This window comes from Actinoallomurus acanthiterrae (genome assembly GCF_054775715.1).
In genome coordinates this window covers 9,595,101-9,612,171 of the sequence record NZ_BAAHCO010000001.1, presented here as the reverse complement: position 1 = coordinate 9,612,171, position 17,071 = coordinate 9,595,101, and the positions used below count along the sequence as shown (strand labels likewise).

General features: G+C 71.4%; 17 protein-coding genes. 15 read left to right on the top strand and 2 right to left on the bottom strand.

Annotated elements, in window-relative coordinates:
- The first annotated feature begins 9 nt into the window (after positions 1–9).
- The 15 genes from ACYVF7_RS45220 (at position 10) to ACYVF7_RS45150 (ending at position 15,754) form a co-directional block, all read left to right on the top strand.
- Positions 10–471: a MarR family transcriptional regulator gene (locus ACYVF7_RS45220; RefSeq protein ID WP_460352135.1), complete on the top strand. Its 462-nt coding sequence runs from the start codon at positions 10–12 to the stop codon at positions 469–471.
- Positions 472–533: 62 nt separating this feature from the next.
- Positions 534–1,502 (top strand): zinc-binding dehydrogenase, encoded by a 969-nt coding sequence (locus ACYVF7_RS45215; RefSeq protein WP_460352134.1) that lies wholly within the window; start codon positions 534–536, stop codon positions 1,500–1,502.
- Between the two features lie 157 nt (positions 1,503–1,659).
- Positions 1,660–2,079, top strand: a complete 420-nt coding sequence (tsaA, locus tag ACYVF7_RS45210) for a tRNA (N6-threonylcarbamoyladenosine(37)-N6)-methyltransferase TrmO (protein ID WP_460352133.1) — start codon at positions 1,660–1,662, stop codon at positions 2,077–2,079.
- A gap of 62 nt (positions 2,080–2,141) precedes the next feature.
- Positions 2,142–3,149, top strand: a complete 1,008-nt coding sequence (locus ACYVF7_RS45205) for a hypothetical protein (protein ID WP_460352132.1) — start codon at positions 2,142–2,144, stop codon at positions 3,147–3,149.
- Positions 3,150–3,371: 222 nt separating this feature from the next.
- Positions 3,372–3,563 carry a hypothetical protein gene (locus tag ACYVF7_RS45200; protein ID WP_460352131.1) on the top strand — a complete coding sequence of 64 codons (192 nt, stop codon included), beginning with the start codon at positions 3,372–3,374 and terminating at the stop codon, positions 3,561–3,563.
- Between the two features lie 406 nt (positions 3,564–3,969).
- A complete protein-coding gene (dapA, locus tag ACYVF7_RS45195) occupies positions 3,970–4,908 on the top strand; it encodes a 4-hydroxy-tetrahydrodipicolinate synthase (protein ID WP_460352130.1) in 939 nt (312 codons plus the stop codon).
- A gap of 117 nt (positions 4,909–5,025) precedes the next feature.
- Positions 5,026–6,705, top strand: coding sequence for a ribonuclease J (locus ACYVF7_RS45190; protein ID WP_460352129.1), 1,680 nt, complete (start codon positions 5,026–5,028; stop codon positions 6,703–6,705).
- Between the two features lie 238 nt (positions 6,706–6,943).
- Positions 6,944–9,508, top strand: a complete 2,565-nt coding sequence (locus ACYVF7_RS45185; protein ID WP_460352128.1) for a DNA translocase FtsK — start codon at positions 6,944–6,946, stop codon at positions 9,506–9,508.
- Between the two features lie 326 nt (positions 9,509–9,834).
- Positions 9,835–10,641 carry a helix-turn-helix domain-containing protein gene (locus ACYVF7_RS45180; protein WP_460352127.1) on the top strand — a complete coding sequence of 269 codons (807 nt, stop codon included), beginning with the start codon at positions 9,835–9,837 and terminating at the stop codon, positions 10,639–10,641.
- Positions 10,642–10,772: 131 nt separating this feature from the next.
- Positions 10,773–12,233 carry a MiaB/RimO family radical SAM methylthiotransferase gene (locus ACYVF7_RS45175; RefSeq protein WP_460352126.1) on the top strand — a complete coding sequence of 487 codons (1,461 nt, stop codon included), beginning with the start codon at positions 10,773–10,775 and terminating at the stop codon, positions 12,231–12,233.
- Positions 12,230–12,838: a CDP-diacylglycerol--glycerol-3-phosphate 3-phosphatidyltransferase gene (gene pgsA, locus ACYVF7_RS45170; RefSeq protein WP_460352125.1), complete on the top strand. Its 609-nt coding sequence runs from the start codon at positions 12,230–12,232 to the stop codon at positions 12,836–12,838. The genes ACYVF7_RS45175 and pgsA overlap by 4 nt, the downstream gene beginning before the upstream one ends.
- Positions 12,810–14,084, top strand: a complete 1,275-nt coding sequence (locus ACYVF7_RS45165) for a CinA family nicotinamide mononucleotide deamidase-related protein (RefSeq protein ID WP_460352124.1) — start codon at positions 12,810–12,812, stop codon at positions 14,082–14,084. The genes pgsA and ACYVF7_RS45165 overlap by 29 nt, the downstream gene beginning before the upstream one ends.
- A gap of 111 nt (positions 14,085–14,195) precedes the next feature.
- The gene (locus ACYVF7_RS45160; RefSeq protein WP_252842683.1) at positions 14,196–14,567 is read left to right on the top strand and encodes a helix-turn-helix domain-containing protein; all 372 of its coding nucleotides are present in this window, start codon (positions 14,196–14,198) and stop codon (positions 14,565–14,567) included.
- 310 nt (positions 14,568–14,877) lie between these two features.
- On the top strand, positions 14,878–15,129 hold the full coding sequence (locus tag ACYVF7_RS45155; protein ID WP_460352123.1) for an SHOCT domain-containing protein: 252 nt from the start codon (positions 14,878–14,880) through the stop codon (positions 15,127–15,129).
- A gap of 157 nt (positions 15,130–15,286) precedes the next feature.
- Entirely contained in the window at positions 15,287–15,754 is a 468-nt protein-coding gene (locus ACYVF7_RS45150; RefSeq protein WP_460352122.1) for a Dps family protein, read from the top strand.
- A 48-nt stretch (positions 15,755–15,802) separates the two neighbouring features.
- Here ACYVF7_RS45150 and ACYVF7_RS45145 read toward each other — a convergent pair whose 3' ends face one another.
- A complete protein-coding gene (locus tag ACYVF7_RS45145) occupies positions 15,803–16,585 on the bottom strand; it encodes an Fpg/Nei family DNA glycosylase (protein ID WP_460352121.1) in 783 nt (260 codons plus the stop codon).
- Between the two features lie 4 nt (positions 16,586–16,589).
- The gene (locus ACYVF7_RS45140; RefSeq protein ID WP_460352120.1) at positions 16,590–17,057 is read right to left on the bottom strand and encodes an RrF2 family transcriptional regulator; all 468 of its coding nucleotides are present in this window, start codon (positions 17,055–17,057) and stop codon (positions 16,590–16,592) included.
- Between the last annotated feature and the right edge of the window lie 14 nt (positions 17,058–17,071).

Below are 17,071 nucleotides of genomic sequence, written 5' to 3'. Positions count from 1 at the left end.
GATGCCGACATGAACGGAGTGGAGCTGTTCCTGCTGGGCCGGACCCTCATGAAGATCGGCGAGGAGGCCATGCCGACTGAGGGGTTGCCGGAGTACTCGACCAGCGTTCGCACGGTCCTGATCGTGGCGAGCGACATCGTGGCGCACCCCGACAGCGCGATCGGCGAGATCGCCGCCCGTACGGGCCTGCCGCAGAGTCAGGTGTCGGGCGCGGTCGCCCGGCTTCGTGAGGCGGGCTCCATCGTCACGGCGCCCGACCCGCGGGACCGGCGGCGGATGCTCGTACGGCAGGCGCCGGAGGTCTCCGAGCGGGTCGCGGTGGTCCGTTCGACGCCCATCGACGACGCGCTGGCCGCCGCGCTCGGCACGGACGACGCGGGAGATGTGGCCGAAGTCACCGCCCTGCTCGAGACGCTGGCCCGGCGGCTCACGCCGGAGACGCTCGCCCGGTTGCGGGCCGAGCCCACTTGACCTGAACCAAGGTTCATGTTTCACGCTCGTCGACGACGGAAGTCGTACGAGGGGAGTGACCCATGCAGGTGATCGAGGTGCGGCGGTTCGGCGGCCCCGAGGAGCTCGTCCCGGTCGACCGGCCGGATCCCGAGCCCGGGCCCGGGCAGGTCGTGGTGGCGGTGTCCGCGGCGGACACCCTGTTCGTCGAGACGCAGATCCGGTCCGGCTGGGGCGGTGAGTACTTCAACGTGAAGACGCCGTACGTGCCGGGCGGCGGCGGGGCCGGCGAGGTCGTCGCGGTCGGCGAGGGCGTGGACGACACGTGGATCGGGCGGCGCGTCCTCACCCGGACCCCCGACGGGGGCTACGCCTCCCACGTCGTCGTGCCGGCCGAGGGGCTGCTGCCGGTGCCGGACGCCCTGGACCTGACCCAGGCGGCGGCGCTCCTGCACGACGGGGTGACCGGGACGGGCGTCTTCGAGGCGGCGCGGGTCGGGCCGGGGGAGTGGGTGCTCGTCGTCGCGGCGGCGGGCGGCATGGGCTCGCTGCTCGTGCAGCTCTCCGTGGCGGCCGGCGCGCACGTGATCGCGGCCGCCCGGGGCAAGCGCAAGCTCGACCTGGCCGCGGAACTCGGCGCCGACGCCGTGGTCGACTACACCGAGCCGGACTGGACGGACCGGGTGCGCGAGGCGACCGGGGGCACGGGCCCCGCGGTGGTGTTCGACGGCGCGGGCGGCGAGATCGGCGGGGCGGCGGTCGCGGTCGCGGCGGACGGGGCACGGATCTCCGCGCACGGGGCGCCCAGCGGCGGGTTCGCCGGGATCGACACGGAGGAGGCGGCCCGGCGAGGGCTCACCGTGCGGGGGATCCAGGACGTGCAGTTCGGTCCCGAGGAGTTCCATCGGCTCGCCGAGCGGGCTCTGAAGGAGGCGGCGGCGGGCCGGATGAGGCCGGTCATCGGGCGGACCTTCCCGCTCGCCCGCGCCGCCGACGCGCATCGTGCGATCGAGGCCCGCGAGGTCCTCGGGAAGGCCCTCCTGCTTCCCTGACCGACCGGCGCGGTCGTGCCGCGGATGGACCCGCGGTCGCCGCGAAACCGGGGCGAAAGACGCCGCCGGCGGTCTCCCGCTTCATCGTCGCCGAAAGCGGAGACCGCCGTCCTCCCGGCCGCCATGATGGCGTCGCCACGCGACGACGAGGAGAGACGTGACTGACAGTTCGTACGAGGTGCGCCCCATCGGGCGGGTCGAGTCGCCGTTGACCGACCGCGCGACCGCTCCCCGGCAGGGGGACGAAGGCGCGCCGAACGCCTGGCTGGTGTTCCAGGAGGACGTCCGCGAGGGACTGCGCGACCTTCGGGTGGGCGACGAGGTCATCCTGCTGACGTGGTTCGACCGGTCGGCGCGTGACGTGCTGGTCGTGCACCCGCGCGGCGACCTGGCCCGGCCGCCCCAGGGCGTCTTCAGCACGCGTTCGCCCGACCGGCCCAACCCGATCGGCCTGCACCGGGTGACGATCCTCGCGATCGAGGGGCCGCGCTTCCTGGTCAAGGACCTCGAGGCCCTGGACGGCACGCCCGTCGTCGACGTCAAGCCCGTCCTCGCCCAGGACGCCGCCGAACGCTGATCACGATCCCGGCGAACCATCGGACGGTCCGCCGCGTCCGAACTCCTGATCAAGGGAGGGTCATGACGCGGCGACTCGTCCGTACGGCGGCCTGGGCCTGCGCGGTCCTGCTCGGCATATCCGCGATCTTCTTCGCGCGCACGTGGTTCGCCTGGCAGCGGGAACCGCCGGTGTACGGCGGCACCGCCAACGCGCTGTGGGGCCGGCACCAGTGGGTGGGGGAGGCGCACACCGAGGCCGAGTACCGCGGGCTGGCGGACACGCTGACCCGGAACCGCATCACCGACGTGTTCTTCCACGTCGGGCCGCTCACCGGCGACGGGGAGATCCCGCCGTCGCGGTACGCCCACGCTCGTGAGCTGCTCGCCGCGCTGCGCCGGCTGGCGCCCGGCGTGCGCGCTCAGGCGTACGTCGGGCAGGTGGAGCGTTCCGGCGGCGGCCCGCTGGACCTGCGCGCGGCGGCGACGCGGGCCGCGATCCTGGAGGCCGACCGTGCCCTTCTGGACCTGGGGTTCGCCGGTATCCACTACGACATCGAGCCCATCTTCCCCGACGACCGGAACTTCCTCGACCTCCTGACGCGCACGCGCGAGCTCACCCGGGCCCGGGGCCGCCTACTGTCGGCCTCGCTCGAGCAGCCGACGCTCGCCGACTGGACGCAGCCGCTGTTCCGGCTGATGCTGCCGCGCGGGAAGGACCACTACCCGCCGCGGCCGACGACGGCGTATCTGCGGGCCGTCGCGGACCGCGTCGACCAGGTGGCGATCATGACGTACGACTCCGAGGCACCGACCCGGGCGCTCGCCGGATGGCACTTCGCCCACCACACCGAGCGGGTGCTGTCGCTCATCGGCGATCGCGTCACCGTCTTCATGGGCGTGCCGACCTATCGGTCACCGACCCCGTGGGCCGAGGACCTGCCGACCGCGCTGCGGGGCGTACGGCAGGGCGTCGCCGGGCTGCGCCGTCCGCCGCGGCGGCCGTACGGGGTCGCGGTGTACGCCGACTGGACGACCGACCCCCGGGAGTGGGCGGCGTACCGCGCGGGCTGGCTCGGCGAGCCGCGCTGAGCCGGCCTGCGTCATTCCCATGGACAACCAAATCTGACGATTGCGTTACATACCGCTAAAGGCGGTTAAATTGCTCGTCTTTGCAGGTCGGAGCACTTCCCCGTGGTTCCCCTGACCGCTCTCGGCCATGTGATCGAACCGCCCTTTCACGGGGAAGGATTTCCGTCGACCGTGGCACGGATCGCCTCGGCTGGCGGTGTGGGAGGTTCGGGAGAGATGCACATGGAGGACACTGTCCAGGGAGCGGCCCGTCAGCTCCAGCAGCTCACGGCCGATTATGCGGGCTGGAGGTTCGGGCTGGGGGGCTCCGGGCACTGGTGGGCGGTACGACGCAATGACTGCCTGCGCGCCCGGAGCAAGGAAGAACTCGAAGTAAAGCTCCGACAGCACGCCGACGCGCGGCCGGACGTCTGACGGGCGACGCGTGGATGCGCGCGCCTCGGTGGCCGGTGCGCCGGTCGGGTGGGTGACCGACGCGGAGAGCCCCAGACCCCTGCCACCGAGGCGCGCATCCTCCGCCGGGAGAGGCTCCGCCAGCCCCGCCAGACCCCGGCGGAACCCCGTCCCACTCACTCCAACGTACGAGAGGCGCTCAAGGTTCTCCGGTAACGCCGGTTTTCTGAAATCCGATGCTGAATGTACGTCGTCGGAACGCGTACCCCCGAGCGCGTTCCGGCGGCGCCTCTCGTTTCACGGCCGTCCGCGCAGGTGGCGGGCTCCGGGTCACGGCGGGTTCCGCACCACGGGACGAAACCCGGCACGGACGACACGGAGGTCCCCGCGGCTCCCGACCGCTGCCGATGCCCGGTAAGTTCGGAACATGGCACCCAGCACGAGCGCCCTGCCGCAGGGACGTGACGAGTCCGCGCCCTTCGGCCGGATGTTGACCGCGATGGTCACCCCCATGGCCTCCGACGGCACCGCCGACTACGACGGGGCGGCACGGCTGGCCGCATACCTCGTTGACGAGCAGCGCAATGACGGTCTCGTCGTCAGCGGGACGACGGGAGAGTCGCCGACGACGAGCGACGAGGAGGACGAGCGCCTGCTGCGCACCGTCCTGGAGGCGGTCGGCGACCGCGCGACGGTCGTCGCCGGGGTCGGCACGAACAACACCGTGCACACCCTCAAGCTCGCGCGCCAGGCCGAGCGGGCCGGCGCCCACGGGCTCCTGGTCGTCACGCCGTACTACAACAAGCCGCCGCAGGAAGGCCTCTTGCGGCACTTCACCACGGTGGCCGACGCGACCGGCCTGCCGGTGATGCTCTACGACATCCCGGGCCGCACCGGCACGCCCATCGCGGTCGAGACGCAGCTCCGGCTGGCCGAGCACCCGCGGATCATCGCGGTCAAGGAGGCCAAGGGCGACCTGCTCGGGGCCTCGAAGGTGATGGCCGAGACCGATCTGGTCTTCTACTCCGGCGACGACGCGCTGAACCTCCCGTGGCTGTCGGTCGGCGCCGCGGGCTTCGTCAGTGTGGTCGGTCACGTCGTCGGCGCCGACCTGCACGAGATGATCGACGCGTTCCTCGGCGGGGACACGCGGCGGGCCACCGAGATCCACCGCAGGCTCGTGCCCGTGATCACCGCCATCATGACCCGTACGCAGGGCGTCATCGCCACCAAGGCGGCGCTGTCCCTGCTCGGGCTTCCCGGTGGATCGGTCCGCCCGCCCCTGGTGGACGCGACGCCGGAGTTCACCGCCGCGCTCCGAGAGGACCTCGTGGCCGGCGGCGTCAAGATCGTGGAGGGTCCGTGAGCGGACCACTGGTTACCAAGGCATCGCCGGAAAGGCGAGCCGCTGATAGGTAGGAGGGCGCGTGACCAACGCGCATGACCATGCCCCCGCACGGTCCGGTGAGGGGGAGCGGCACTGATGAGCCATCCGCATCCCGGCCTGAGTTCGCCGAAGCCGCTCGCCCGAGGGGGCCTGCGCATCGTGCCGCTGGGCGGTCTCGGCGAGATCGGCCGCAACATGACGGTTTTCGAGTACGACGGCCGGCTGCTCATCGTCGACTGCGGTGTGCTGTTCCCGGAGACGGAGCAGCCCGGGGTCGACCTGATCCTGCCGGACTTCGACTACATCCGTGACCGCCTCGACGACATCGAGGGGATCGTCCTCACGCACGGGCACGAGGACCACATCGGCGCTGTGCCGTACCTCCTGCGGGAGCGCGCGGACATCCCCGTCATCGGCTCGCGGCTGACCCTCGCCCTGCTCGAGGCCAAGCTCGCCGAGCACCGCATCCGCCCGGTGGCGCTCCGGGTGGCGGAGGGCGACCGGCAGGTCCTTGGACCGTTCGATTGCGAGTTCCTCGCGGTCAACCACTCGATCCCGGACGCCTTGGCGGTCGCCGTACGCTCGCCGGCCGGCCTTGTGCTGGTCACCGGCGACTTCAAGATGGACCAGCTGCCGCTCGACGGCCGGCTCACCGACCTGGGCGGGTTCTCCCGGCTCGGGGAGGAGGGCATCGACCTGCTGCTGTCGGACTCCACCAACGCCGAGGTCCCCGGCTTCGTCACCAGCGAGCGCGAGATCGGCATCGTGCTGAGCGACGTGCTGCGCGTCGCGGCGAAGCGCGTCATCGTGGCGTGCTTCGCCTCGCACGTGCACCGCGTCCAGCAGATCCTGGACGCCGCGCACGCCAGCGGCCGTAAGGTCTGCTTCGTCGGCCGGTCGATGGTCCGCAACATGGGCGTCGCCCGCGACCTGGGCTACCTGCAGGTGCCCGCCGGGATCATGGTGGACCAGAAGGAGATCGACGATCTCCCCGCCGAGAAGGTGGTGCTGGTCTGCACCGGCTCGCAGGGCGAGCCGATGTCGGCGCTGTCGCGGATGGCCAACCGGGACCACCAGATCCGGATCGAGGAGGGCGACACGGTGATCCTCGCGTCGTCCCTCATCCCCGGCAACGAGAACGCCGTCAACCGCGTCATCAACGGCCTCACCCGCTGGGGCGCAAGGGTCGTGCACAAGGGCAACGCGCTCGTGCACGTCTCCGGGCACGCCCCGGCCGGCGAGCTGCTGTACGTGCTGAACATGACGCGGCCGAGCAACTTCATGCCGGTCCACGGCGAGTGGCGTCACCTGCGCGCCCACGCCCGGCTGGCCGAGCTCACCGGCGTCCCCGCCGAGAACGTCATCATCGCCGAGGACGGCGTGGTGGTGGACCTCGTCGACGGCAAGGCGGCGGTCGCCGGGGCGGTCCGCGCCGGATACGTCTACGTCGACGGCCTGTCGGTCGGTGAGATCACCGAGACGTCGCTCAAGGACCGCCGGATCCTCGGCGACGAGGGGTTCGTCTCCATCATCGTGGTCGTCGACTCCGAGAGCGGCAAGCCTCTGGGCGGTCCGGAGATCCACGCTCGCGGGGCCGGGATCGACAGCTTCGACGAGGTCATTCCGCGCATCGAGGACGCGCTGGACACCGCCGCCGCCGACGGCGTCAACGACATCCACCAGCTCCGGCAGCTCGTACGCCGGACCGTGGGCCGCTGGGTCAACGAGAAGTTCGGCCGCCGCCCGATGATCATCCCTGTGATTGTCGAGGTCTGAGCCCGACCGGTCCGGCCCATCGAGGGCCGGACCGGCCTGTCCGCAGGGACCGGACCGGTTCGGCCTGTCCGCAGGAACCGGATCGAACCGGTCCGGTTCGCATGCAGGGGCCGGACTGGTTCGGCTCGTCTGCGGGGATCGGACCGGTTCGGCCTGATCAGGGCCGTTCAGGGCTGTTCAGCGACACGCCGTTCCGAATTCACAGGTCGGCGGGCGGGCCGCCGCTACCCTCGCCATCATGGCCACACGTACGCCCGGAGGCGCGAAGGGCTCCTCCTCTGGTACGCGTGGCGGTGCGGCGCGAAAGCCCGCCGCCCGTAAACCGGCGGCCGGCAAGAAGCCGGCCACGAAGACGACCGCACGCGGCTCGACGGCGCGCAAACGCCAGTCGGGCGGTTCCAAACCGGCGGCGCGCCCCCGCGCGCCACAGCGGCCCGATCCCATCAGCGCCCTGTTCATGGGCTTCTGGCAGTTCGTCGCCCAGGTGTGGCTGCTCGTGGCACGCGCGGTCGGCGGAGTGGCGCGCATGTTCGGGCGCGGCGCCCGCGAACTCGACGAGGAGCATCGCCGCGACGGGCAGGGGCTGGCCTTCTTCGGCCTGGCCATCGTCCTGGCCGCGGCCACCTGGTTCGACCCGGAGACCTGGGCCCTCAAGTACCTCGGGCGGCTCATCCGGGACTGCTTCGGAACGCTGGCGATGGTGCTGCCGCTGATCTGCCTGCTCCCGGCCTGGCGGCTGCTGCGCCACCCGGAGCGCAACGGCGACGTCGGCCGGATCCTCATCGGCTGTACGGCGCTGGTCGGGGGCATCGTCGGCATCGTCCACATCGGGCACGGCACGCCGTACCCCAGCAAGGGCGAGCGCGCGCTGCAGGACAGCGGCGGCCTGATCGGCTGGCTGCTGTCGGCGCCGCTGACGAGCACCGTCACCGCCTTCGTCGCCGTGCCGCTGCTGTTGCTGCTGGTCGGCTTCGGCCTCCTGGTGGTCACCGCCACGCCCGTGCACCGGGTGCCGGACCGGCTCGCCGAGCTGCGCGACCGGATGATGCTCCGCGAGCCGCTGGAGCGCTCCGAGACGGCGGAGCCCGCGGCAAAGAACAAGAAACGGTCTCGCAAGGACGACGTCGAGCTCGGCGAGCACCACAAGCCGTACGACACGCCGGTCGTCTCGGACCGCACCACGCGCGCCGACGAGATCTTCGAGGAGGACGAGGGCCCCAGCCTCGCCGACGAGCTGCTGGCGCCCTCAGAGCCGCCGGCCCTGCCCCCGCCGCCCGACCCGACGCCCGCGCCGCGGATCACCGAGCAGCTCCAGCTGTCGACCACCACCGCGGGCGACGGGTCCTACACGTTGCCGACGCCCGGCATCCTGAAGGCCGGCTCGACCGTCAAGCCGCGCACCAAGGCCAACGACGTCGTCGTGAACGCCCTGTCGGAGGTGCTCGACCAGTTCGGCATCGACGCGCAGGTCACCGGCTTCACCCGGGGACCGACGATCACCCGGTACGAGATCGAGCTCGGCCCCGCCGTCAAGGTCGAGCGGATCACCGCACTGGCCAAGAACATCGCGCTCGCCGTCAAGAGCGCCGACGTGCGGATCATCTCCCCGATCCCCGGCAAGTCCGCGATCGGCGTCGAGATCCCCAACACCGACAAGGACATCGTCAGCCTCGGCGACATCCTGCGCTCCTCGGTCGCCGTGAACGACCACCACCCGATGGTGGTCGGCCTGGGCAAAGACGTCGAGGGCCGCACGGTCATCGCCAATCTGGCGAAGATGCCGCACATGCTGATCGCCGGTGCCACCGGCGCCGGTAAGTCGACGTGCATCAACGGCCTGATCACCTCGATCCTCATGCGGTCGACCCCCGACGAGGTGCGCATGGTGCTGGTCGACCCGAAGCGGGTCGAGCTCACCTCGTACCAGGGGATCCCGCACCTGATCACGCCGATCATCACCAACCCCAAGAAGGCGGCCGAGGCGCTGCAGTGGGTGGTGGGCGAGATGGACCGCCGGTACGACGACCTGGCCGCCTCCGGCTACCGCCACATCGACGACTTCAACAAGGCCGTCGTCGCCGGGAAGCTCACCGCGCCGCCGGGCAGCGAGCGGGTCTACACGCCGTACCCCTACCTCCTCGTGATCGTCGACGAGCTGGCCGACCTGATGATGGTCGCGCCCCGCGACGTGGAGGACTCGGTCGTCCGCATCACCCAGCTCGCCCGCGCCGCCGGAATCCACCTCGTGCTCGCCACCCAGCGGCCGAGCGTCGACGTCGTCACCGGCCTGATCAAGGCGAACGTCCCGTCCCGGCTGGCGTTCGCGACGTCCAGCCTCGCCGACAGCCGCGTCATCCTCGACCAGCCCGGAGCGGAGAAGCTGGTCGGCCAGGGGGACGCCCTGTTCCTGCCGATGGGCGCGAGCAAGCCCATGCGGCTGCAGAACGCCTACGTCTCCGAGAAGGAGATCCATGAGGTCGTCGAGCACTGCAAGAAGCAGGCCGAGCCCGACTACCGCGACGACGTCTCGGTGGCGGAGACGCGCAAGAAGGAGATCGACGAGGACATCGGCGACGACCTGGAGCTTCTCATCCAGGCGACCGAGTTGATCGTCTCCACGCAGTTCGGCTCGACCTCGATGCTGCAGCGGAAGCTGCGCGTTGGGTTCGCCAAGGCGGGCCGCCTGATGGACCTGCTGGAAAGCCGCAACATAGTGGGGCCCAGCGAGGGGTCGAAGGCACGTGACGTGCTGGTCAAACCTGACGAGCTGCCAGGTGTCCTGGCGACCCTTCGCGGTGAGTAGCGATCGAGATCTTGGGGTAGCTGACTTATACCGCGTTGCACGTCGCGTCTCATGTCCGGCCTTCATAGAATGATCGCGGATCGGGGAGGCGACCGGCGGCGTGGCACCTGAAGACCGCCACGAGGTTCCCAGGAGGCGCCGTGACCGAGCGAAGCGAGGGAACCGCTAGGCAGGGCACCGCCGACGAAGGAGGTGCCGTGACCGAGCCGAGCGGGGGAACCATCCAGCCGAGCACCGTTGGTCACGAAGGAGGTGCCGTGACCGAGCGGAGCGAGGGAACGATTAGGCAGAGCACCCCTGGTCACGGCGCCGACGAAGGAGGTGCCGTGACCGAGGCGAACGGGGGAGCCGTTCAGCACGGCGCCCTCGATCCCGGTGCCGATGAAGGAGGTGCCGTGACCATCGGTGGCGTCCTCGCGAAGGCCCGCCAGGAGGCGGGTCTCACCGTTCCGCAGGTCGCCGGCCGTACCCGCATCCGCGAGACGGTCATCCACGCCATCGAACGCGACGACTTCAGCATGTGCGGCGGCAACTTCTACTCCCGCGGGCACATCCGCAGCATCGCGCGCGCCGTCGGGATCGATCCCGAGCCGCTGGTCCAGGAGTACGACGACGCGCACGGCGGGTCGCCGCAGGCGGTCCCGGCCCGGGAGGTGTTCGAGGCCAAGACCCCCGTCAAGATCCTCGAGCGGCGCTCGCCGAACTGGAGCGCCGCCATGGCGGCCGCCCTGGCCATCGTCGTGATCTACGGGATCTTCCGGGTCGCGACCGGCGAGGAGCGGCACAAGTCCGCCGAGCGGGCCGCCGCGCCGGCCGCCCCGACCCAGACCGCGATCCGGCCGTCGCACAGCGCGGCCGTGGCCCAGGCGCCGCGCAAGGAGGTCACCGTCCGCCTCAAGGCCACGCGGGCGAGCTGGCTCAGCGTCCAGGACTCCAAGGGCAAGCAGCTGTTCAGCGGCGTCATCCGCCCCGGCCAGTCCGAGGAGTGGACGGCCAAGAAGCGCATCAGCCTGGTCATCGGCAACGGCGGTGGCGTGCACCTGACCGTCAACGGCAAGAATCTCGGCTCACCCGGCCAGGACGGCCAGGTCGTCCGCCTCAACTTCGGCCCGGGAGATCCACAGAAAGGCTGACCGGCCGGATCAGCGGAGACGCTGAGGGCCGTCCGCTTCCTGAGGGCCAGTACCGTATGGAGCATGTCCAGCCCGCGTACTGAGCCTGCGGCGGCGCCTGGCGCGCGCCCCGCGAGAGGGGAGCGCCGCGCGTGAGCACCGCCGACCATTCCACCCATTCGGCGGAACGCCGCACGGTCTCCCTCGTCACCCTCGGCTGCGCCCGCAACGAGGTCGACTCCGAGGAGCTCGCGGCCCGTCTGGAGAGTGCGGGCTGGACGCTCGACGAATCCGGCGACGCCTCGGTGGTCCTCGTCAACACCTGCGGTTTCATCGACGCCGCGAAGAAGGACTCGATCGACACCCTGCTCGCCGCGTCCGACTCGGGCGCGAAGGTCGTGGCGGCCGGGTGCCTCGCCGAGCGCTACGGCGCGGAGCTCGCCGAGTCGCTGCCCGAGGCCGACGCGGTCCTGAGCTTCGACGACTATGGCGCGATCGGGGAGCGTCTCGACGACGTCATGGCCGGGCGCCGGCACCGGCCCCACACGCCGCAGGACCGTCGCAGGCTGCTGCCGCTCAGCCCGGTGGAGCGGTCCGGAGCCGAGGTCCAGGTGCCCGGTCACGGCACCGTCCAGGACTCCGGTCCCGTGCCGCCGTCGGACTCCGGTCCGGACCTGCCCGAGGGCGTCGCCCCGGCGAGCGGCCCGCGCGTCATGCGCCGCCGGCTGGGCAGCGGTCCGGCCGCGCCCCTCAAGCTCGCCTCCGGCTGCGACCGGCGATGTTCGTTCTGCGCCATCCCGGCCTTCCGCGGGGCGTACGTCTCGCGCCGTCCCACGGAGATCCTCGACGAGGCGCACTGGCTGGCCGCCCAGGGCGTCCGTGAGGTCGTCCTCGTCAGCGAGAACTCCACTTCGTACGGCAAGGACCTCGGCGATCTCCGCCTGCTCGAGACGCTGCTGCCGGAGCTCGCCGCCGTCCCCGGGATCGAGCGCGTCCGGGTGAGCTATCTCCAGCCCGCGGAGACGCGCCCCGGGCTGATCGAGGCCATCGCCACGACGCCCGGCGTCGCGCCGTACTTCGACCTGTCCTTCCAGCACGCCAGCGGCCCGCTGCTGCGCCGCATGCGGCGCTTCGGGGACCGTGAGCGGTTCCTCGGCCTGCTCGAGCAGGCCCGCGCCCTCGCCCCGGAGGCCGGCGTGCGGTCCAACTTCATCGTCGGCTTCCCCGGCGAGACCGAGCGGGACGTCGACGAGCTGGCGCAGTTCCTGAGCGCCGCCCGCCTGGACGCGATCGGCGTGTTCGGCTACTCCGACGAGGAGGGGACCGAGGCGGTCGGCTTCGACGGCAAGCTCGACGCCGCCGAGATCGACGCCCGCGTCGCCGACCTGTCCTCGCTCGCCGAGGAGCTCACGGCCCAGCGCGCCGAAGAACGCATCGGCTCGGTCGTGGAGGTCCTGGTCGAGGAGCCCGGCGAGGGCCGGGCCGCGCACCAGGCCCCCGAGATCGACGGCGGCGTGACCCTCAAGGGCGAGGCGCCGGTCGGGCGGATCGTCCGGGCCCGCGTCGTCGAGGCGATGGGCGTCGACCTTCTCGCCGTCGTGGACGGGCCATGACGACCTCCGCCGGCGACGACCCGATCGCCCAGCCGGCGGCCCCGCAGGCGGGCGTGCTCAACATCGCGAACGTCCTGACCGTCGTGCGCCTGTTGCTCGTCCCGTTCTTCGTCTGGCTGATGTTCCTCGAGGGCACCTGGTGGCGGATCGCCGCGCTCGCGCTGTTCGCCGTCGCGTCGCTCACCGACCGGTTCGACGGGGAGCTCGCCCGCCGGCGCAACCTCATCACCGACTTCGGCAAGATCGCCGACCCGATCGCCGACAAGGCGCTCACCGGATCGGCGCTGATCTGCCTCTCGCTGCTCGGCCGGCTCTGGTGGTGGGTGACCATCGTGATCCTGGTCCGCGAGGTGGGGATCACGCTGCTGCGGTTCGTCGTCATCCGGTACGGCGTCATGGCCGCCAGCCGCGGCGGCAAGCTCAAGACCATGCTGCAGGTGATCGCGATCGGGCTGTACATCATGCCGGGCCCGATCGACCCGCTGCGCTGGATCGTCATGGGGGCCGCCACGGTGGTCACCGTCGTCACCGGCCTCGACTACCTCGTCAAGGCCTGGAAACTCTGGAAGGACGGGCGTGCGAGTCGAGCTGCTGACGGTCGGTGACGAGCTACTGCGCGGCGACACGGTCAACGGCAACGCCGGGTGGCTCGACCGCCGCCTCACGGAGGCGGGCGTCCAGGTCGTCCGTAACGTGGTCGTCCCCGACGACACCGAGACGATCACCAGGGCGCTTCAGGAGGCCGTCGAGCGCGCCGACGCGGTGATCGTGACCGGCGGCCTCGGTGGCACCGTCGACGACGTGACACGGGACGCTCTGGCCCGTACGGCCGGGGTGGGCCTGCGCCGTGACCCGGTCCTCGAGGCACGGCTGCGGGAGCGGGCCGCGACCCGTGGCGTCCCGCTGCGGGAGTCGGCGCTGCGGATGGCCGACGTGCCCGAGGGCGCCCGGCTGCTGCCCAACCCGGCCGGTACGGCGCCGGGCCTGTGCGTGACATTGCCGGGCGGGGTCGTGTACGCCGTGCCGGGTGTGCCGCACGAGATGCGCGCCATCGTCGAGGAGTCGGTGCTGCCCGAGCTGGGCGGCACGCCGGTCCCCGCCCACGTGCTGCGCACCGCGACGGTGTGGGAGTCGGTGGTGGCGGGGCGGCTGGCGCAGGTCGAGGCGCTTCCCGGCGTACGGGTCGCGTACTACCCGTCCGCGGGCGAGGTCCGGGTGCGGATCGAGGCCGACGCCGACGAACGCCTGGCCGAGGCCGCGGCGATGGCCCGGGAGCTGCTCGGCGGGGCCGTGTACGCCGAGGAGGACGTCGCCCTGGACCGCGTGGTCCACCGTCTCCTGGCCGAGCGGAACGCCACCGTCGCCGTGGCCGAGTCCCTCACCGGAGGCCTGCTCGGCGCGGAGCTCACGGGAATGCCGGGCTCCTCGGCGACGTTCCTAGGTGGTGTGGTCGCGTACGCGACCCCCCTCAAACATCTGCTCCTCGGCGTGCCGGCGGACCTGCTGGCCGCCCACGGGGCGGTTCACCCCGACGTCGCCGCCGCGATGGCGGCCGGTGTCCGCGAGCGCCTCGGCGCGTCCTACGGGGTCGCCGTGACGGGGGTGGCCGGGCCGGATCCGCAGGATGGGCAGCCGGTCGGCACCGTTCACGTCGCGGTGGCCGATTCCGGCGCTGATCCGAGGGTTAAGTCCGTCCGGTTGCCGGTCAGCGGCGACGGCGAGCGCGCCCGCGGCCCGATCCGCAGGATGACGGTCGTCCATGCACTTGACCTGTTGCGTCGTCATCTGCTCACACTGGAATCCTGCGAGCGTTGGTCCGTCACGGCGGGCGACGGGGAAGAGCCGGGGTGATTACAGCGTTACGTTGGAAGCGAACATGAAAGTTTCGGTCTGCCACGTGCATCGTGAAGACAGGTACGGTGGAACCGGTAGATGAGTCAGGACACACGGAGGGAGCGAGACATGGTCCTGCTTCGTCAGCTGCTCGGCGACGTACTCCGGCAGCTGCGGCTGCGCCAAGGCCGTACCCTCCGGGAAGTTTCCGCGGCGGCCCGCGTGTCGCTGGGTTATCTGTCCGAGGTTGAGCGGGGACAGAAGGAAGCCTCCTCGGAGCTGCTCGCCTCGATCTGCAAAGCCCTCGGCGTGCCGCTCTCGCACGTGCTGCGAGACGTCTCCGATCAGCTGGCGCTCGCCGAGCTGCAGCAGGAGCCGGTGATGGCCGGTGCGCCGCCGGAGCACGAGCGGCTCGACGGCGACCGGATCTCGGCCGACGCCATTCCCGCCACCCCAGAGACGATCGAGAACGCCCTTCGCGCCGACATGGTCGCCGCCTGACGCCCCTTCCAGACGCATAGGCGCCCCGGCCGCGGAACTCCGCGGCCGGGGCGTTCGCGTCCGCTCGTCGGGCCTGCGACCGAGGGCTGCGGGTGCCGGCTGCCGCGAGCGCCCATCGCGGACCATCACTCGGACACGCCACAGTTGTCGCGGTGGCGTTCGAACGCCGAGGAGTGCCGCTGAGATCACCCGGTCCGGTCCCGGGGACCATCGATGCCGATCTCGGGCCCAACGGCCCTGCGAGCTCGGCACCCACGGGCGCAGGCTCGAAGACGTCCGGACACCGACCTCCCGGAAAGGGGGCTTGGTGATGATGTGGGATTACGGTCCCGGGTACTGGTTCATCACGGGTGTGACGATGATCCTCTTCTGGGGATTGATCATCGTTGGGATCATCGCGTTGGTCCGCTATCTCGGCGGAGTCCGGCACATCGGTCGGCCCGACACGCACGGCGGTGGCCCGGTGCGCCCGGAGGAGATCCTGGCCGAGCGGCTGGCTCGCGGCGAGATAGACGCCGATGAGTACAAACAGCGTCTCGACCTGCTGCGGGAACGCCGATGAACGTATGCGGCGCTCACCGAAGCCGGTTCGCGGCGTCGGTGGTGCCGGGCGTCGGTCGGGAGGTCCGCCTGCGAACGGGAGCACGATTACACCGGTCATCGCCGGGAAGGGTCGCCTCTGACAGGGGATTCGACGTGATTGAGAAGGGGACCTGGCGATGTCGACCGTGAAGAGCCCGCTATCCGACGAGGCACGCAAGGTCACCGGTGCCGCCTTGCAGGAATCATTGGTGGACCTGGTCGAGCTGCACTTGCTGGCCAAGCAGGCGCACTGGAATCTCACCGGGCGCCACTTCCGCTCCATCCACCTTCAGCTCGACGAGGTCGTCGCCATCGCGCGCGACCACGCCGACACCATCGCCGAGCGGGCGGTGGCGATCGGTTTCAACCCGGACGGCCGGGCGCGTACGGTGGCCGAGACGACCAAGGTCCACCAGTTGGACGCCGGCTACCTGCACGACGACAAGGTGGTCGCCGCGATCACCGACATGCTCGCCGAGATGATCCAGCGGTTCCGGGCCCGCATCGAGACCACCGACGACTCGGACCTGGTCACCCAGGACCTGCTGATCACGGTCGCGCAGGACCTGGAGAAGGAGCACTGGATGTTCGAGGCCCAGCGCTGAGCAAAGCGGGCGGCATGGCGGCGGAGGAATCCCGCCGCCATGCCGCTTTCATGAGCACTGTGGCTGGCAGGAGGGGCACCAGAACGTGATCCGCTCTTCGGGCCGGTCGCCCTGGTCCGCCCGCCGGATCGGCGTCCCGCAGCGCCAGGGCAGGCCCGCCCGCCCGTAGACCCAGGTCTCGGCGCCGCGCCGGCGGTCGCCGGTGGTGACCTGACCCACGTGGTCCTTGTTGGCGTCCATCAGCCGGCGGGCGAGCTCGACCAGCGCCTCCAGGTCGGGGACCTCGCCCACGGGACACCAGGGGTCCACGCCCCGCAGGAACAGCGTCTCCGCCTTGTAGAGATTGCCGATGCCGGCGAGCCGGGTCTGGTCGAGCAGTGCCTCGCCGATCGCCCGCTCCGGGCCCTCGCGCAGGCGGCGTACGGCCTCGGCCGGGTCCCAGTCCGGGCCGAGCAGATCGGGGCCCAGATGGCCGACGACCTGATCCTCCCGGGAGGTCCGTACGACGTCGACCATGCCGAGGGAGAACCCGAGGGCCTGCCATTCGGTGTTCGCCAGGACGAGCCGCAGCCGGTGGTCGCGGGGAGGCCGCGTGCCCGCGGGCCGGATCCGCCAGGCGCCCTCCATCCGCAGATGCGTGTGCACGGTGACGTCGCCGTCGACCCGGATGAGCAGGTGCTTGCCCCGGGACACCACCTCGAGGACGGAGCGGCCGGTCAGGTCGGTCGTGGCGTAGCGCGGCACGCGGAAGTCGCTGCGCGTGAGCACGCGCCCGGCGAGCGCCTCGTGCAGGCGCTTCGCGGCCGCCCAGACGACGTCCCCTTCCGGCATCGCCTCAGTTTCGGAAGGCGGGGGAGTCCCAGGCCGCGGGGTCCTCGGTCAGCTTGTGCACGGCGGGCGGCAGCTCGCCGGACGCCACGTCGGCGAGGGTCACCTGCTCGAGGATGGCCCGCTCGCTGGCCCGCAGCGCGATCCACACGACCTGCAGGGCGCGCGCCGGGCCTTCGTACCCCAGGTGCTCCGGGCGCTCGCCGCGCACACCGACGAGCGGGCCGTCGATGGCCCGGATGATGTCGGCCAGCGAGATCTGGTCCGCCGGACGGGCGAGCCAGTAGCCGCCCTCCGGCCCGCGCTGACTGCGCACGAGACCCGAACGGCGCAGCTGGCTGAGGATGTTCTCGAGGAACTTCGGTGGAATCTGTTGAGCCTCGGCCAGCTGCACGGCCGTCACGGGGCGCTCACCGCCGACGGCTAGCTCGGCGGCCGCGCGCAGCGCGTAATCGACCCGGGCGGACAATCGCATGCTCCGATTATCCC